The sequence below is a fragment of the Solemya velum gill symbiont genome, from assembly GCF_002020255.1.
GTDB lineage: Bacteria > Pseudomonadota > Gammaproteobacteria > Chromatiales > Chromatiaceae.
Map to the genome: position 1 here is coordinate 1 of NZ_MPQG01000026.1, position 18,506 is coordinate 18,506.

General features: G+C 50.0%; 14 protein-coding genes. 7 read left to right on the top strand and 7 right to left on the bottom strand.

Annotated elements, in window-relative coordinates:
* Window positions 1–106: 106 nt before the first annotated feature.
* From BOW06_RS12355 to BOW06_RS12385, 7 genes are all read left to right on the top strand, one after another.
* On the top strand, window positions 107–382 hold the full coding sequence (locus BOW06_RS12355) for a PqqD family protein (protein WP_078453612.1): 276 nt from the start codon (window positions 107–109) through the stop codon (window positions 380–382).
* Window positions 379–990 (top strand): arylesterase, encoded by a 612-nt coding sequence (locus BOW06_RS12360; RefSeq protein ID WP_078454817.1) that lies wholly within the window; start codon window positions 379–381, stop codon window positions 988–990. The genes BOW06_RS12355 and BOW06_RS12360 overlap by 4 nt, the downstream gene beginning before the upstream one ends.
* Before the next feature lie 112 nt (window positions 991–1,102).
* Entirely contained in the window at window positions 1,103–1,426 is a 324-nt protein-coding gene (locus BOW06_RS12365) for a type II toxin-antitoxin system RelE/ParE family toxin (protein ID WP_078453614.1), read from the top strand.
* Window positions 1,423–1,704, top strand: a complete 282-nt coding sequence (locus BOW06_RS12370) for a helix-turn-helix domain-containing protein (RefSeq protein WP_078453615.1) — start codon at window positions 1,423–1,425, stop codon at window positions 1,702–1,704. The genes BOW06_RS12365 and BOW06_RS12370 overlap by 4 nt, the downstream gene beginning before the upstream one ends.
* 59 nt (window positions 1,705–1,763) lie before the next feature.
* On the top strand, window positions 1,764–2,519 hold the full coding sequence (locus tag BOW06_RS12375; RefSeq protein WP_078454818.1) for a YdcF family protein: 756 nt from the start codon (window positions 1,764–1,766) through the stop codon (window positions 2,517–2,519).
* A gap of 250 nt (window positions 2,520–2,769) precedes the next feature.
* Window positions 2,770–8,574 (top strand): alpha-2-macroglobulin family protein, encoded by a 5,805-nt coding sequence (locus BOW06_RS12380; protein ID WP_078462861.1) that lies wholly within the window; start codon window positions 2,770–2,772, stop codon window positions 8,572–8,574.
* A 114-nt stretch (window positions 8,575–8,688) separates the two neighbouring features.
* On the top strand, window positions 8,689–10,845 hold the full coding sequence (locus BOW06_RS12385) for a transglycosylase domain-containing protein (protein WP_230209778.1): 2,157 nt from the start codon (window positions 8,689–8,691) through the stop codon (window positions 10,843–10,845).
* A gap of 5 nt (window positions 10,846–10,850) precedes the next feature.
* On the opposite strand, the gene BOW06_RS12390 is transcribed toward BOW06_RS12385, so the two are convergent.
* The 7 genes from BOW06_RS12390 to BOW06_RS12415 all read right to left on the bottom strand — a co-directional run bounded on the left by BOW06_RS12390 (window position 10,851) and on the right by BOW06_RS12415 (window position 18,452).
* Window positions 10,851–11,507 carry a ZIP family metal transporter gene (locus tag BOW06_RS12390; protein WP_078454820.1) on the bottom strand — a complete coding sequence of 219 codons (657 nt, stop codon included), beginning with the start codon at window positions 11,505–11,507 and terminating at the stop codon, window positions 10,851–10,853.
* A gap of 201 nt (window positions 11,508–11,708) precedes the next feature.
* On the bottom strand, window positions 11,709–12,212 hold the full coding sequence (locus tag BOW06_RS12395; RefSeq protein WP_078453620.1) for a peroxiredoxin family protein: 504 nt from the start codon (window positions 12,210–12,212) through the stop codon (window positions 11,709–11,711).
* A gap of 29 nt (window positions 12,213–12,241) precedes the next feature.
* A complete protein-coding gene (locus BOW06_RS12400; RefSeq protein WP_078462862.1) occupies window positions 12,242–12,673 on the bottom strand; it encodes a YqaA family protein in 432 nt (143 codons plus the stop codon).
* Between the two features lie 41 nt (window positions 12,674–12,714).
* Window positions 12,715–16,032: an efflux RND transporter permease subunit gene (locus BOW06_RS12405; RefSeq protein WP_078455066.1), complete on the bottom strand. Its 3,318-nt coding sequence runs from the start codon at window positions 16,030–16,032 to the stop codon at window positions 12,715–12,717.
* Between the two features lie 2 nt (window positions 16,033–16,034).
* Complete coding sequence (locus BOW06_RS12410) at window positions 16,035–17,153, bottom strand: efflux RND transporter periplasmic adaptor subunit (RefSeq protein WP_230209752.1); 1,119 nt, start codon at window positions 17,151–17,153, stop codon at window positions 16,035–16,037.
* Window positions 17,154–17,328: 175 nt separating this feature from the next.
* Entirely contained in the window at window positions 17,329–17,694 is a 366-nt protein-coding gene (locus BOW06_RS13115) for a hypothetical protein (protein WP_144078514.1), read from the bottom strand.
* An 80-nt stretch (window positions 17,695–17,774) separates the two neighbouring features.
* A complete protein-coding gene (locus BOW06_RS12415; protein ID WP_078453624.1) occupies window positions 17,775–18,452 on the bottom strand; it encodes a rubrerythrin family protein in 678 nt (225 codons plus the stop codon).
* Window positions 18,453–18,506: the final 54 nt, after the last annotated feature.

Genomic DNA, 18,506 nt, shown 5'->3' on the forward strand with positions numbered 1-18,506 from the left:
GACATGCTCATATCGAGACTCCTGTACTTCTGTTAAAAGTAGCAGATATGTCTCTTAGTGAATCAGGTCAATTGGTCTCACATGGACTGACGGCGCACAGTGAGCGATGTTTAACAGCCACTTGCTGATTCCATCTCACGTGCAGGCACAGGAAGTCAGCGATGAGACAGTTCTGCTTGATCTGGAGAGCGAAGTCTCTTTCGGTCTGGATGAAATCGGTACGCGTGTCTGGCAACTGATCCGTGAGAGCGGTGACCCACAAGCAATATTTGATACGATTCTGAGTGAATATGAAGTCAGTGCTGAGCAGTTGGAGTCTGACCTGGATGCACTATATGAAAAATTGCTACAGGCGGGCCTGGTTGTAAGAGGTGATGAATGAATCAAATAAAACGATTAGCCCTGGTTCTGTTTCTGTTGGCGCTGTTTACCGCCTGCAGTTCACCGGAACTCAATTCAATCGGTCATGATGGAACCATACTGGCGTTTGGTGACAGCCTGACGGTTGGCAAGGGCGCAGACAAGAAGAATAGTTACCCGTCGGTACTTGCCGAACTAAGCGGTCTTACGGTGATTAACGCAGGTGTTTCTGGTGAAACGACTGATGGAGGCGTTAAGCGATTACCCTCTGAACTGGATCGTCACTCTCCCGATCTGCTGCTGCTCATCGAGGGTGGTAACGATATTCTGAGAAACCGCGATCAAGCTTCGATAAAAGCCAATCTGGGTGCGATGATCCAGGCAGCAAAAAGGCGTGGTGTTCAGGTTGTTCTTTTCGGTATCCCAAAGAAGAGTCTCTTTTCCGAATCTGTTCCTTTGTACCAGGAGCTGGCAGACGAGCACCAGCTGGTGTTTGATGAATCCCTGGTTGTTGATCTGCTGCATACGCCCTCGTTAAAAGCGGACCAGATCCATCTCAACAAGGTAGGCTATCGCAAGATGGCTGAGTCGATATATGAGTTGTTGCGGGAGAAGGGGGCGGTGTATTAGGTGGTCTGTTTTGGTAGATCCCGGGTCATGCCCGGAATGATGGTAATGACGAATAGACAATCTGGAGAGTAGTAGTTATCATATATGATAACTTATCAAGGAGAGGTATTGAATGGCATGGAAGCTTGATTTTTATAAGGGTGTGGAAAACCAAATTCTGGAGATGCCGCCAAAGATTCAGGCCAGAATGATCAAACTACTGGAGTTGATTGAAAAACATGGAGCAAATCTTGGTCCACCACATACAAAGCCGATTGGAAATGGGCTGTTTGAAGTCAGGGCGAAAGCTCAAGAAGGTATTGGTCGTGGTTTATTCTGTTACTTAACCGGACGACACATTGTGGTTCTTCACGCATTTGTGAAAAAAATACAGAAGATGCCAAAGCGAGATATTGAACTCGCAAGAGTACGTTTAAACGAGGTTAAAAAGTCATGAGTCTTCGGAATTTGAAGCAACGCGCACTTTCAAATCCTGCTGTTAAAGCTGAATATGACAAGCTTGAAGATGAGTTTAATCTTGTCGATAAGTTGATCTCTATGCGAAGTAAAGCGGGACTCACTCAAGAGCAAGTGGCTGTCCGCATGGGGACACAAAAAAGTAATATCAGTCGACTTGAAAGGGGGAATGGTAATCCAGGTTGGTCAACCCTAGTTAGCTATGCCCATGCATGTGGTTTTGAGCTGTCAGTTACTACTAAAAAATTGGTTAATTGATTGCAAGATATCCTTCCAGCAGGATTAGTATGATTGTTTATTTAGTGGAATAAAAGATTATGTTCCTGATCGAAAAAACTGCGGCTTTACTGATTGCACCACTCGGTTTCTCCTTGCTGCTGGGCTTGATTGCCCTGTTGCTTGCAATGAAAGATTGGCGTCGTGGTGCGAACTTTTTTGGTGTTGTTGCCCTGGCATGGTTCTATATATGGTCAACTCCATTAGCCAGTGAACGCCTGTTGGCATCACTTGAACGCCAGTATCCGCCTGTACCCATGGCTGATTTGGCATCTGCGCCGGTTGCAGTGGTACTTGGTGGTGGCATTGCAGCACCCAAACTGCCGCATCGACTTGCACCTGATCTGAATGATGCATCTGATCGTGCCTGGTATGCGGCACGTCTGTATCGAGAGGGCAAGGTGAAATCGATTCTTCTTAGTGGTGGAGTTGATAGCTGTCTTGGCGGCCTGGCCGAGGCCGAATCGATGGCGATTTTTCTGCGTGATCTTGGTGTGCCCAAATCGGCTTTAATTCTTGAAAAGGCCAGCCTGAATACCCGCCAGAATGCTGCACAAGTGAAAGAGACGCTTGGCAAGCAGGGTATCGATCATATTCTCCTGGTGACTTCTGCTGCGCATATGCCACGTGCTATTGGTCATTTCAGGGCGCAAGGGCTGCGCGTGACACCGGCCGCGACCGACCATCGTGCGGTTGATGCGAATTTGGATGTTCGCAAGTTGCTGCCGGATGCAGGCGCCTTGTCGGATAGTGGTATGGCTTTTAAGGAGTGGGTTGGCTTTTGGGTTGGGTGTTGAGTTTATTGGTTTGTCATCCTGGTCGCAGCGTAGCGGAGAACCTGGATCTGAATATTGTGTAACATTCGGATCCCCGCGTTAGCGGGGATGACGGGATAGAGAGCAGGGATGACGTTTTTTATAGCTTGGGAAGACGTGATATCTAGCCCAGTTTAGCTCCCGTCAACTAGGGACATCACCAATACCCCCACTGCTGATATTGGCCTATGCTATTCATAGTCACTATTCATCAAGACGGTCGTGGGTGGTTATGAAGTCTTTTCTTTTTTTTCTTCTCTTTTTCTCTCTTTCTGCGCAGCCAGCTTTTGCTACATTCGACTCTGCAGACGCCAGTCAGCAGACAACTTTACAGCTAACCCGCGTGACGCCCGGTGGTGAGGATGTCCCGGCTGGCAACCAGGTCGTATTCCAGTTCAATCGCCCCGTGGTTCCTGTCGGCCGTATGGAGCGTGACGCGAGTGAAATTCCCGTCGACATCACACCGGCACTGAAGTGCCACTGGCGCTGGATCAATACCAGTGCGCTAGCCTGCCAGCTGGATGACGAAAACCGTCTCACGAAAGCGACCAGGTACAGAGTGACCATGCGCCCCGGTATTCAGGCCGAGGATGGCAGCACCATTAGCGAAAACCATACACACACTTTTATCACCCAGCGTCCGCATGTGCGTTATGCCTCGTTCCGCGAGTGGCTCACACCAGGAACGCCTGTCATCAGATTGTCATTTGATCAGCCGGTCACAAAAGCTTCAGTAGAGACACGTATTGCCTACGTTTATCCCACCAGTGTGACGGATGAAATGCTACTCGTCGAATATCTGAAAGTCGAGAAGGATCCATACGACGAAAATGATCCTCATCTCACTCCTGGTACGAAAGAAGAGGCACGCAGATACTGGCTGGTGACACCACAGAAAGAGCTGCCGCTGGGTACGCGCGTTGAAATGAAGGTAATCCCCGGACTTGTCTCTGCTTTGGGAGAGGAGCGGGGAGTCGAACAGCGGATGATTGACTATCACATGATTTACCCGGAATTTGAATTAGTGGGTTTCTCATGTGTCGATAATGAAGGCCTCGAAATCCTGTTTACTGAAGATAGTGATCATGATCTCGAAAAATGTAATCCACTCGGATGGGCTAACCTCGAATTCAGTGCGCCCGTTCTGACCTCGCAAATCAAGCAGCATCTGCGTTTCACACCGGACCTGGCTGGCGGAAGAGATGATTATGATCCATGGGCGAGCCGGGAAGATGACTCCTACCTGGATCGTGATCACTACCAGGAGAGTAATTTTCGCATCCACCTGCCAGAGGTTCTGAAGGCAGACCAGCAGTACAGCATTACTACGGAAACAGCCGATCTGCAGGATGAATTTGGCCGCAAACTGAAAGCGCCGATTGACCTGACCTTTTTCACCGATCATCGCAAACCCAATTTTGAACTGACTCACTCAACAGCCGTGCTGGAAAAAGAGGCAGATTCAGACGTGCCGCTGTATGTCACCAACCTCGACAGCAGCTTCTTCTACTACGACAAGCTCACACCGGAAGGTCTTGTGGAAGGGGAGTCGATAGAGATCAGAGATGTGGATATGGCTGACGATATCCAGTTCGCGGTTCCCATGGGTGTACGCGAGATGCTCGATGGCAAAAGCGGTGCAGTCAACGGTATTGTTTCAACATTGCCACACCTGGAGAGGGGCTACGAGGAACGCAACCTGTTTGCCAGTGTCACGCCTTACCAGGTCCATGTGAAGGTAGGGCATTTCAATACGCTGATCTGGGTTACGGATCTTGCCACGGGAAAACCGGTCGAGGAAGCGCGGGTACAGATCTACAAGGACACACCCAATGGACTTTCTCCGGGCTTTGAAGAACTGGACAAGGGTAAGACCGATTCATCAGGTCTCGTATCACTGAAAGGTTCACAACAGCTCGATCCTTCACTTGAACAGTTTGGCTGGTGCGGAGGGGATGAGTGTGAAAACTTCTTCGTGCGCATCGACAAGGATGGCGAGATGGCATTGATGCCGCTGGATTATCGTTTCTCGGTCGATGAGTACAGAGCATCCGGCCATACCCTGTGGGCTGACCCCAGCCTCGAATATGGTCATATGCATGCATGGGGAACAACCGCGCAGGGTACTTACCGTGCCGGTGATACCATTCAGTACAAGCTCTATGTACGTGACCAGGATAACGAGAGTTTTGTGCCTGCACCTGACAAGGCCTACACCCTGCAGATTATTAATCCCGCCGGTGTGACGGTTGAGGAGATCACGGATATCACGCTCTCCGAGTTCGGCAGTTTCAGTGGTGAATATACAATCCCCAAGAATGCAGCAGTCGGCTGGTATGACTTCTTTCTCAGTGCCAGTTTCACCGAGATCTATTCATGGAGTCCGTTGCGCGTACTGGTGAGTGATTTCACGCCATCACCATTCAAGGTCGTTAACAGTCTCAATGGTGACCTGTTCCATCCTGAGGATGAGATTGAGGTATTGAGCTCTGCCAGGCTCCATTCCGGTGGTGCCTATACAGATGCCGAGGCGAGAATCACGGCAACACTGAGAGCAGCGCATTTCTCTTCTGAACATCCTCTTGCCAATGGCTTCACCTTCGACAGCTTCGATGAGGAACTGTGGACGACCCTGTTCGAGAAGGAAGACAACATCGGTGACAAGGGCGAAGTGAGTCATACATTTGTTCTCCCCGCAGAGGAAATCGTCTATGGACGCCTGACGGTGGAGAGCGCCGTACGCGATGATCGCGGCAAGTATATAGCGACAAGCAGCGGGGCTGACTATATTGCTGTCAACCGTCTTGTTGGTCTCAAGCAGACCCGCTGGCTCTATAACGAGGATGAAGCGGCGGATATTGAATATCTCGTTGTTGATGACCGCGGTAAACCTGCTGCCGGTATTCCCGTAACACTGAAAATTGAGCGCCTGCAAACCAGGTCTGCAAAGGTCAAGGGCGCTGGTAATGCCTATGTCACCAAGTATATCGATGAGTGGATCGCCTCGGGCACCTGCCAGGATATGTCGATCTTTGAGCCGCTTGTTTGCAGCTTTATTCCCGAAGAGGCGGGAACATACAAAATCACCGCGACAATTAAGGATACGAAAGGAAACAGTCATTCGACTGAAACAGAGGTATGGGTAGCAGGCAAGGGCCGTGTCGTATGGCGGTCGCCGAACGATAACTCGCTGCAGGTCATTCCGGAAAAAACTGAATACCAGGTTGGCGACAAGGCGCGATACCTGGTCAAGAACCCCTATCCGGGTGCGCAGGCGCTGGTCTCTGTTGAGCGTTATGGTGTGTTGAAATCATGGGTGCAGGAGCTGGAAGGCAGCACGCCCGTGATCGAGTTTGAAATCGAGAAGGATTATATGCCCGGTTTCTATCTCTCGGTGATTGTTGTTTCACCGCGTGTTGCAGCACCACCACCGGCATTTGGTGAAGTTGACCTGGGTAAACCGGCTTTCAAAATCGGTTATCTCGAAGTGCCGGTCAATGATCCCTATAAACAGATGGATATCTCGATCGAGACGGATGCGGAAGTCTACAAGTCGCGCGACATTGTCACGGCAAAGATTCATGCGCAGCCAAAACACAGGGATAAAAATGAGGATATCGAAATCGCCGTGGCCGTACTGGACGAGGCAGTACTGGACCTGATACGGGGCGGAACAAGCTATTTTGATCCTTATGACGGTTTCTATACGCTGGATTCGCTGGATATGCAGAATTACAGCCTGCTGACACGTCTTGTCGGCCGCCAGAAGTTCGAGAAGAAGGGTGCGAATCCGGGTGGTGATGGTGGCGCAGATATCAGCATGCGTACACTGTTTAAATATGTGGGCTACTGGAATCCCTCCATCAAGGCAGACAGCAAAGGCAATGCCACGATTGAGTTCGAGGTGCCGGACAACCTCACCGGTTGGCGCATACTCGCTATCGCGGTCACCCCAAGCGACCGTATGGGACTGGGCGACGCCAACTTCAAGGTTAATCGTCCCACCGAGATTCGTCCGGTTATGCCCAACCAGGTCACAGAGGGCGACACATTCCAGGCCGGTTTCAGTGTCATGAACCGCACTGATAAGGCGAGGGATATCACTGTAACCATCCAGGCCAGTGGCAATGTGAAGGCGCCTGAAGAGCTCAGTAAAACTGTTCACCTTGATCCGTATAAACGCCAGTTGGTCTTCCTGCCGGTCTCATCAACTACAGTGGCACAGAGCAGGGAGAGCAGCAGCGGCTCTATCGATTTCATTGCCAGGGCGTCTGACGCCATGGATGGTGATGCAATTGAACACAGTGTACCGGTATATAAACGTCGTGCGCTGGAAACCGCGGCAAACTATGGCACGACGACACAGGAGATTGTGACGGAGTCGCTCAAGTTTCCTGAAAAGATCTTTCCTGATGTTGGCAACTTGTCTGTTACCCTGTCACCCACGGTGATAGGCAATGTGGATGGCGCATTTGGCTATATGCGCGATTATCCTTATACCTGCTGGGAGCAGAAGCTCTCCAAGGGTGTCATGGCATCACACTATATGAATCTGAAAGAGTATCTTCCGGATGAGTTCAACTGGGCCGAGAGCGAGAAGCTGCCGGGTGAGATATTGCAGGAGGCTGCCAACTTCCAGGCGCCGAATGGCGGTATGGCCTATTTCAAGCCACAGGATCAGTATGTCAGCCCCTACCTGAGCGCCTACACGGCTCTCGCGTTCAACTGGCTGCGTGCGAGCAACTACGGCATTCCTGATGCGGTCGAAAAACCGCTGCACGCCTATCTTGAGAACCTGCTCAGAAAGGATGCCGTACCGAGCTACTATTCCGGCGGCATGTCATCAACCGTCAGGGCGGTTGCCCTCGCTGCGCTCGTTGAGCATGGCAAGGTGAGCCTGGCCGATCTAGAGCGTTATTTTCCACACGTCCAGCAGATGAGCCTGTTCGGCAAGTCGCATTACCTGCAGGCTGCATTGAAAGTTGAAGGTGCAGATGAGATCGCAAAAGAGGTCACGACGATGATCCTTGCTCAATCAAGCCAGTCCGGTGGCAAGTTCAGCTTTAACGAGGAACTCGACGACGGTTATTCGCGCATACTGGCAACGCCGTTGCGAGGCAACTGTGGCGTTCTTTCTGCCATGACACAATATGGCGAGAATGAAGCGGGTGCCGAGCTGGTGGGTGATGTTCCATTCAAACTGCTGCGCAGTATCACGCAGTCGCGTGGCAATCGCGATCACTGGGAGAATACCCAGGAGAATATCTTCTGCATGAACAGCCTGATTGAGTATTCACGCAGTTATGAAAACGTGAAGCCGGACATGACTGTGGTGGTTGCGATGGACGATAAACTGATCGGGCAGGATGCTTTTTCCGATCTGCGTGATGATGCAGCCACGTTCACTCATCTGATCACAGCAGATGACCCGGGTGCTGTACGAACTGTCACCATTTCACGTGAGGGCGACGGCAGGCTCTATTATGCAACTCGCATGAGTTATGCATCACTGGATGAAAATGCCGAGCGTCACAATGCAGGCATTGATATCCGCAAGGAGTACAGTGTCGAACGTGATGGCAAGTGGGTTCTGCTAGAAGGTGGTGAGAGCAACATCAATCGCGGAGAACTGGTACGCGTGGATATCTATGTCTCTACGCCAACGGCACGAAATTTTGTAGTGGTCGACGATCCTGTTCCTGGAGGTCTTGAGCCACTCAATCGTGACCTGGCAACAACCTCGCTGGTGGATGCCAACAAAGGTGACTTCGAGGCGGCAGGCGGTTCCTGGTATTTACAGTTTGATGACTGGCAGCATTTCGATACCTCCTTCTGGAATTTCTACCACCAGGAGTTGCGTCATGATTCAGTGCGTTTCTATTCGGATTATCTGCCTGCAGGGAATTACCATTTGTCATACACGGCACAGGCGATAGCCGAGGGCGACTTCACCCGCATGCCAGTACACGCCGAGGAGATGTATGAGCCGGATGTTTTCGGCATGGGGCTTCCGGGCAAGCTGAAGGTGGGGGAGTAAATGGTTGAGCGTCCCGGGGACGGGCCTCCTACAACCGCACTGAGTCCTGTAAGAGGGGCGTCCCCGCCGCGATTTAAAAACGGTCCGCGATTCCGCCATCAAGGGTTATTCATCATGCCAGTGATATTAGCTGCCTTATTACTTGCATACTTCACAGCCACTTCTCTACATTCAGTACCGCAAAACTTCAAATCAATCCTCTCCGACAGCCAACACGTCCAAATCCTCGACCGTAACGGCGAACCTCTCAACAGAACCTATCAAAACAGCTGGAATGTCCACGACAGGGTGGCACTGCACCAGGTGCCCGAGTTCCTCAGGCACGCATTCGTCCTCTCGGAAGACAAGCGTTTCTATCAACATGCAGGCCCTGACTGGCTGGCGAGAAGTTCGGCAGTTGTCGCCAACCTCAAGGCGATGCGTTCAGTCCGTGGTGCCAGTACGATAACGGAACAGGCCGTGCGCATGATTCATCCACGTCCGCGTACTGTCTGGTCGCGCTGGATTGAGGGGTTTGAGGCTGGAATGCTTGAACAGCATTTCTCCAAGGATGAAATCCTTGAGTTCTACCTGAACCAGGTACCGTATGCTGCGAATCGCAGGGGTGTTGTGCAGGCTGCACGTTACTATTTCAACCGCGACCTTGATACCTTAAGCAGAAAAGAGATGCTGGCGCTGGCTGTTCTTGTGCGTGCGCCGGGCCGCCTGGATTTGTGGAGGGATACACACAGAATCGAGGCAGGTATTACACGTCTTGCCAGTCGTCTCGTGCAGGAGGAGCTGATATCAGCCAAAGAGAGCAAGAACCTGCTTGCACAGGCTTTTGAACTGCAGGCACCACGACTCGAGGTTAACGCAACTGAATTCATCCGGCATGTGAAACGCCACCCGTTGCTTGAGTCTGCCGGTTGGCCGTATGTCAGAACAACACTGGATGCAACACTCCAGCAGCGCATACAGACCATGTTGGACAACAGGTTGAACCATCTTGCTGCAAAGCGTGTGAATAATGGCGCTGTGCTGGCTGTTGACCACAGTAGTGGTGAGATTCTCGCATGGGTGGTAGCAGGGAAGGGCGCTGCTGATACGCCGGGCCGCTTTATCGATGCGGTTACTGCACCTCGTCAGCCAGGTTCTGCACTCAAACCGATGCTCTACTCACTCGCACTTGAGAAAGGATGGTCAGCTGCCACCGTGATTGATGATTCTCCGCTGAGCGAGTCAGTTGGTCATGGTTTGCATTCATACAACAATTACAGTCGCTCCTTCTACGGACCGGTCACGCTCAGGCAGGCACTGGGCAATTCACTCAATATTCCGGCGCTGAAGACACTGCAGTATGTCGGCGCGAAAGAGTACCTGGGTTACCTGGGCAAGCTTGGATTTGAAGGGCTGTACAGGCATCCCGATTACTATGGTGATGGTATTGCGCTTGGTAATGGTGAAGTCACCCTGTATGAACTTGTGCGGGCTTTCACGGCAATAGCCAACCTGGGCGTATTGCGTCCGCTCGAGGTATTTGCTGATGGTCTGAATACTCAACTACCACGACGTGTTTTGTCGGGAGAGGTTGCTTCACTGCTTGGGCACATTCTTTCAGACCCGAAAGCCAGGCAGTTGGAGTTTGGTGAGAACAGCATACTCAATTTTCCTGTTCAAACAGCAGTCAAAACGGGCACCTCCAGTGATTACAGGGATAGTTGGGCAGTCGGCTTCAACTATCGCTATACAGTTGGTGTGTGGATGGGCAACCTCGATCAGCGTCCGATGGAGGGTGTTTCAGGTTCAGTTGGCCCGGCTTTGCTGCTCAGAAGTGTGTTTTCAGAGCTGACAAGATACCAGCAGACAAAACCATTGCCGATCCACAGAGGGTTGGTCAGGCAGGATATCTGTACTGAAAAAAGTGAACCTCAGGCAACAGGCGGGCAGTGTAAAACCTATACGGAATGGTTTGTTCCCGGTACAGAACCAGAAGTTGGTAATCAAGTGGCAGAAACCAAGCTACCGATTCGTCTGCGCAGGCCAACGAACGGTTTGCACATGGCTTATGATCCGCGATTGCCAGGTGAGGGACAGGCGTTTGAATCTTTCATTCAGGGTGTTTCATCCGATGCGACCGTGGAATGGAATATCAACGGTGAAGAGATTATCACCAGGGGTGGTGAGTACTTATGGCCACTGCAGAAAGGAGAGCACAGTGTGAAGGCAAGAGTCTGGAGGGAAGGGGAACTACTTGCGGAGATTCCGAAGACCGCATTCCTGGTCAAATAGTCTACCTAGTTGTCTGAACTCTCTTTTATTGCTTCGTGCTTTCTGACGACCATGACGGAGGAGTTTTCATCGTACTCAGTCCTGAAGAGGTCCGGCGCGTACGTCACCGGTTCATTCATGTACTTGACCTGCTCATTGGCATAAAGCTTCATAGCGGAATCGAAACTGTAAGTGCTGGAAGACTCCATGTAGGTAATGCCGGATTCAGCCACGTTAGTCACCTTGTACCAGCTGAAACTGGTTTGTGCTGAACCGTTGTATGCGTCGCCAAAACGGCGCTTTTCATCGACAAGGATCATGTCGCCGACGGACTGGTTTTCCACTCTCTGGCTTTGGACGTAGTTATATGAGATGTCAACAATAATAAACTTTTGTAATAAAAAACAAAGAACTAGATAAAATATTGAAACTGATTTATCAGATGTTAACAAGTAGCCCAGAAGGGCGATAACAGCCGCTGACAGAAATGCCGTGGCAACAGTCCAGGTTGGTGGATTGCCATCCGACAGAATGATTGCTGCATTGATAATTCCGAGTGGTATGAGTGTAAAGGATAAAAAAAGAGCGATAGTCCCGAACAAGCCTTTGGCTCCTCCCAGTTCTTCCCAGGTCGCTTCCAACTCTTCATCATCTTTATTGTTAGTGGTTGGTTCGTCGCTCATTTATACATCTCTAGAGTTAAACATGCCTATAGAGATTATCGTCTTTTGTTAAGTTATTGCCAAACAAGTAATTATTACTGACCGATAAACTGATCGCCCCGGGTCGGGGCTCCTACAACTGCATCGAATCCTGTAGGAGCGGCGCCCTCGCCGCGATGGCATTGGCACATTCAATCGCCCCGAGGGCGGGGCTCCTACAATTCAGCTATTGTCGTTAACAAACTTCTCGATCACCTCAGGAGGCACACCGCCAGCCTGTGCTGCAGCCAGTGTCCCATCCGGTTTGTAAACCAGGATAGTCGGCGTTCCATAGAACTGGTTTCCTGTCAGCATCATGTAGTAGCGCATGACATCTTGCGGTTCGCCAATCAGGTTGGGGAAGGGAAGGTCGTGCTCGCCGATAAAACCGAGAGCCTTCTTTCTGTTTGCCTGGCCATCGATGCTGAGCCCAAGCATGGTGATGTTCTTGTTTTTATTAGCTTCGTGGAAATGGGCATAATTTTCTGCTTCCATGTTGCAGACATGGCAGTCATGTGCCCAGATCATGACAGTCAGCCACTTATCTTTCTCAATAAATGATTCTACTGTTCGCGGATTTCCATCCAGATCGTTGAAAGTTGCCTGCGGGCTTGCGGCATGTGCAGGCATACTCAGGGCAAACAGGCCAAGCAATGCTGCGAATAACGGATATGTGAGTAATTTCATTGTATGTCTGTCCAATATTTTGTTGCTGATTATAGTATCAAGTAGCTAATAACGATGTAACGCATCAGTTTGCCTGCTGTGACCAGTATGAGAAACCACAACAGGCGAATACGCAGGACCCCTGCAATCATGGTCAATGGGTCGCCTATGATTGGTACCCATGCAAACAGGAGTGAAAAGAGGCCGTATTTCACAAAACGCTGCTCTGCTTTAATAAACTCCTCTTCTGAAACCTTCAACCATTGTTTTATCACTTCCTTGCTACCCCAGTAGCCCAGCGCATAATTTGTCAGTGAGCCCAGTGCATTGCCGGTTGTTGCAACGATGACTAATGCAACAGGGGAGAGTCCACTGAGTAATAGAGTGCTTAACAGCGCCTCGGAGCTTAAAGGTAATATTGTGGCTGCCAGAAATGCAGCGACAAAAAGACCGATATAACCCAGTTCAGAAAGATATTCCAAGAGTTCTGTTTCCTTCAGGTTGGCACTGTTTCAAGAGTCATTCAGTCTGCCTCGGCTTTAATGGTTCGCAGCTTCCATAGATAATATATCGCCGGAATGACAAACAGTGACAGAAATGGCGCTGTGATCATTCCTCCGATCATGGGAGCTGCGATTCTCTGCATCACTTCTGAACCCGTACCTGTACCGATAAATATGGGAATCAGACCTGCGACAATTACCGCGACAGTCATCGCCTTTGGCCGGACTCTCATAACGGCACCTTCCATAATTGCCTCCTTGAGCATTTCTTTTGTCAGCGGGCCGGTTAGTTTCATATCTTTGAGACTGTTATCAAGATAGACGAGCATGATGACTCCAAATTCTGCAGCAACGCCGGTCAGTGCGATAAATCCCACACCCACAGCAACAGAGAAATTAAAGTCGAGCAGGAATATCAGCCAGAAACCACCTACAAGAGCAAAGGGCAGTGACAGCATAACCAGTAATGCTTCGCCCGCTCTGCGGAATGTCATGTATAGAAGGATGAAGATAATCACCAGTGTGAAGGGCACAACCTGGTTGAGCCGCTCTTGTGCTCTTAACATGTACTCATATTGCCCTGACCATGTAATTGAATAGCCTGCGGGCAACTCTACATTGTCACGAACTGCCTGCTGGGCAAGCTGAACATAACTGCCCAGATCAACATCGCGAATATCGACAAAGGTCCAGCCGTTGAGCCGCGCATTCTCGCTTTTCAGCATGGGTGCACCATCAACAATACGAATGCTGGCTATCTGCCCCAAAGGCACCTGCGCACCAGAAGAAGTGACAAGCGGAAGTTCACGTAACTTTTCTACACTGTCACGCTGCTCGCGTGGAAACCGCAGGTTAACCGGGTAACGCTCAAGTCCTTCAACTGTCTCTGTAATATTCAGTCCACCGATTGCAGCAGCAACAACCTGGTTGATGTCGGCGATGTTGATTCCATATCTTGCTGCAGCAATTCTGTCAGGTTTGATGTCGATATATCGCCCTCCGGCAACACGCTCTGAATAGGCAGAAACAGTTCCCGGCACTTCAGAGACGACCTTCTCGATCATCTGACCGATGCGTTCAATCTCCTTGATATCCGGGCCGGCAACCTTGATGCCGACGGGAGTTTTAATTCCGGTGGCAAGCATGTCGATACGTGTTTTTATCGGCATGACCCAGGCGTTTGTTACGCCAGGGTATTTGACTGTTGCATCCAGTTCTTCGATCAGTGTCTTAAGATTTACACCTGGCCGCCACTCATCACGTGGCTTGAGTTGAATGAGTGTTTCGATCATTGTCAGAGGTGCCGGATCAGTGGCTGTATCTGCACGCCCGATTTTACCGAATACCTGCTTCACTTCAGGGATCTTCTTGATGAGCCTGTCGGTCTGTTGCAACAGTTCCTGTGCCTTACCGATGGAAATGCCCGGAAGTGTCGTTGGCATATACATCAGGTCGCCTTCATCAAGTTCGGGCATGAACTCGGAGCCGAGGCCGCTGGAAAATCGTGCCAGCCACGGAGTATCCCGAAAGCTTTTGCGCCAGTTTTTTTCAATTCTTTTCTGTGTCTCGTTAATGCTATTCAGCGTTTGTTGTGCAATTGAATCATCTGTGGCATTAGAGATGCCGGCGTAGATTTGTATGGGCCATTTCAGCGGCTCAAGAACCCCTTTGATGCCACTCACCGGGATCAGCAGGCTGACGACCATCACGCCAGAAAGGAAGATCACTGTTTTCGGCGCCTTCAGCACCATGTTGAGAAACGGTCTGTATATCCAAATGAGAAAACGGTTGAGGGGATTCGCATTTTCATCCGGTATTTTTCCTCGGATCAGGTAGCCCATTAGAACAGGAACAAGGGTAATTGCCAGGCCTGCAGATGCAGCCATGGCATATGTTTTTGTATAGGCGAGGGGAGAGAAGAGGCGTCCTTCCTGTGCTTCCAGGGTAAACACGGGAAGAAAACTCAGGGTGATAATCAGTAGTGAGGAAAACAGTGCAGGACCGACTTCCACTGCAGCCTGAATCACGGTATTCCAATGTTCAGAGCCTTCAGGTGCATGACCATGCGCGTGCTTGTAACGTTCAAGATGCTTGTGTGCATTTTCGATCATCACGATCGCTGCATCGACCATGGCACCAATAGCAATGGCTATACCACCCAGTGACATGATGTTGGCATTGATGCCTTGCTGTTCCATGATAATGAAAGAGGCGAGTACACCGATTGGCAAGGTGACAATTGCAACAAATGATGAACGGAAATGAAACAGGAATAGCAGACACACAAGCGCCACGACGATGAACTCTTCAACCAGCTTTTCTTGCAGGTTGTCAACAGCGCGGAGAATCAGGTCTGAACGGTCATATGTTTCGATGATCTCGACACCGTCCGGAAGACCCTGTTTCAGTTCATCCAGTTTTTTCTTCACGGCATCGATTGTGGTCAGTGCATTCTCGCCATAACGCATCACCACGATTCCGCCTGTGACCTCACCCATGCCATCGATATCAGCAACGACTCGCCGCATTTCCGGGCCAATCTGCAACGTGGCAACATCTTTAAGCAATACGGGTGTGCCATCAGCTGTTGATGAGACTGGTATCTGCCCTATGTCATCAAGCGATTGCAGGTATCCGCGGGTACGGATCATGTACTCGGCTTCCGCCAGTTCGATTACGGAGCCGCCAACTTCCTGGTTGGCATTTTTGATCGCACTGCTGATTTTAGCGAGAGGGATGCCAAAGGCCCTGAGTTTTTCGGGATCAACCACTACCTGGTACTGGCGTACCATTCCGCCAACGGTCGCAATTTCCGAAACACCGGGTACAGTCTGCAGTTCATATTTCAGAAACCAGTTCTGCAGGGATGTCAGTTGCGCCAGGTCGTGCTGACCTGTTTTATCGGTTAACGCGTAGCTGTATATCCATCCAACACCGGTTGCGTCAGGCCCGAGGCGCGGTTGTACGCCGGGTGGCATATCAGCAATTGCCTGGTTCAGATACTCCAGGACGCGGGCGCGTGCCCAGTAGATATCCGTTCCATCTTCGAACAGGATGTAAACATAAGAGTCACCAAAAAATGAATAGCCACGAACCACGTTTGCACCTGGAACGGAGAGCATTGTTGTGGTCAGTGGGTAGGTCACCTGTTCCTCGACTACCCTTGGGGATTGTCCCGGGTAGCTTGTCTTGATGATGACCTGCACATCCGAGAGATCTGGTATGGCGTCAAGGGGCGTGTTTTTGACTGCATTCACACCCCAGGCAACAATCAGCAAGGTGCCAAGGAGTACAAGAAAGCGGTTGTGAACAGACCAGCGTATGATTCCTTCAAGCATGATTACTCTCCGGACAAGCGCTGAAAGCTGGCCTGCAGACTCGATTCGGAGTCAATCAGGAACTGACCCGATGTCACTATTTCGTCGCCGCTTTTCAATCCACTGAGAATCTCGACTTCATCACCATTTCTTACCCCGACAACAACATCAACCGGCTGAAATTTGCCATCATCCAGAACTGTCACAACAGAATTTCTTTCACCTGTTGTAATCAGTGCTTCAGCAGGAATCAGTGTCGTGTCTCTTTGTGGGCCGCCAAAGATTTTTACCTCGGCAAACATGTTCGGTTTCAGAGCCAGATCCGCGTTCTGAAATTCGAGCCGGACACGCAGTGTTCGACTCTTCATATCCAGTTCCGGATAGATGTATTCAACGACTCCTTCCCAGCTCTTTCCCGGATATGCGGGGACTGATATTTCTGCTGACAAGCCCTCTTTTAGCCACCCGATCTGATGTTCATATATATCTACCATTACCCAGACACTGGTGAGATCTGCAATCGACATCATTTCCATGTCCTGTTTAAGATACATGCCTTCCCGCGCCCCCAGTTTTGTCACGACACCATCACTGGGCGAGTAAACAGGCAGATCGTTTTTTGCCGTTTGGCTTTTCTCCAGTTCGGCGATAGTGGCATCATCGATTCCAAGAATGCGCAGTCGATTGCGAGCCTTTTCTATACGCATGTTTTGCTTGTCTCCCACTTGTTGCAGGGCGACGAAGTAGTCAATCTGGGCAGACAGGATATCCGGTGAATAGAAAGTTCCCAGTTTGTCGCCTTTCTTGACAATCTCCCCTTCAGATCGAATATCGAGTGTTTCCATCCAGCCGTTGGCCCGTGGATGCAAGTGTGTAACCCTGGTTTCGTTGTATTCGACTCTCCCGACTGTCTTGATAAATCGCCATAGCGTCCCTGTTTTGACTTTAGCGGTGCGTAATCCCATGCTCTGGATGACTTCCCCCTTCACACTGACAGTCGGTCTCTTTCCCTGGTCCGGGTCGATGAGTTTGGGAACCAGGCCCATTCCACAGATTGGACAGCTCCCTTCTTCATCCTTGACGATTTGCGGGTGCATCGGGCAGACATATTTCGGGTCCAGGTGTTTGACTGCATGTTCCATTGCAGTCTCGGAAGCTATTTCTGAAGCTGATTCGGTTGGTTCATTCGTTTCTGTACATGCTGACAGGAAAAGAACACACAGCAGTAGTAATAAAGTTTTTATCATCACACGGGCCTATTCGGGCTTGGAAAGCCAATAAAATTCAACAGGGGTTGGTGTCAGCTCAGTGCTGACACTAGCTGAGTGTGATGCTACTCGGAGGTCGATGATACAGTTCAGGATTGAACTGGTAATAGTGTGTATTGCCTAAAGAGGAGTGTATTGATGAGGATGTCTGCAAGGCCGCAGCTTCCATCTCTAACAGCCCAAGTGCAGAGAGAAACAGGCAGGATTGGCAATTCTCACAATCAGCAACGGGTTGTTGCTTGTCAGTGTCGGAAGAAGCCATATCCTGGTGGCAGGGGTGAGCGGATAACTGCATTTGTTCATCCGTGTTCATTTCGTGATTGCATTGCAATCCTGTCGCTGCAGTGGCTTGTAGCGACAAACACAGCACCACTATGGCTGTGACAAAACGAAATACCAGGTTGCTCATTTTCATTAAGACAGGATTATAGCCAGATTTCTTTCAAACATGCCAACTGTTCGTTTATGACGTTAGCAGAGATTCAGAAATTGCAGCTATTTGACGGGGCAACTGATTTCAGACAGGGGTGGTATCTCTTTGTACTTGCCAGTATGGCTACAGATTGGACATTTTTCTGAGGTTTTCTCAAGAAGAGTAGAGCCGCAAACCTGGCAGACATGAAAGTGCGACTCTTTGCCCTCAATTTTTTTTACAAGCAGGCCGAAGAATGCACTTGAAGCCTTTTGCAGCTTGACGATCAAATCCCGGTGCTGCTGTTCGGATTTCCATGCATATGTGATATTGCGTATTGCATCCTGGTGATTCTCCTCCTTGATTTTTGCAAGTACCGTCGGATAGGTGGTATCAATTTCGTCCCGCTCAACTGTTGCAGCCTGTTTCAGGTTGGTGCGCGTGCTGCCAGAATCTATGGGGTGAGTATCAGCTTTTGGTTTTGCCCCAAGTTTTTTCAGAATGTTTTTGAAATTACGCCCGTGAATAGCCTCGGATGAGGCAAGTGTCTTGAAGAGATGGGCGATGTTTGGGTAACCCTCCTTGCAAGCCTGTTTTGCATAAGCATTGTATTTTCGGTGAGCATTAATCTCATCAGAATAACGTTCCTGCAGGGCTTCAATTGTCGCAGGGTATTTGCCTGCAACTGCTTCTCCTCCTGTAGATACGAGGAAGACGAAAGAGAGAAAGAGTAAGTAAGCAATTTTATATATGACACTCATGCCACACTCCACGAACTATTCCACTGTATCTACTATTAATATAGTTCGCGGATT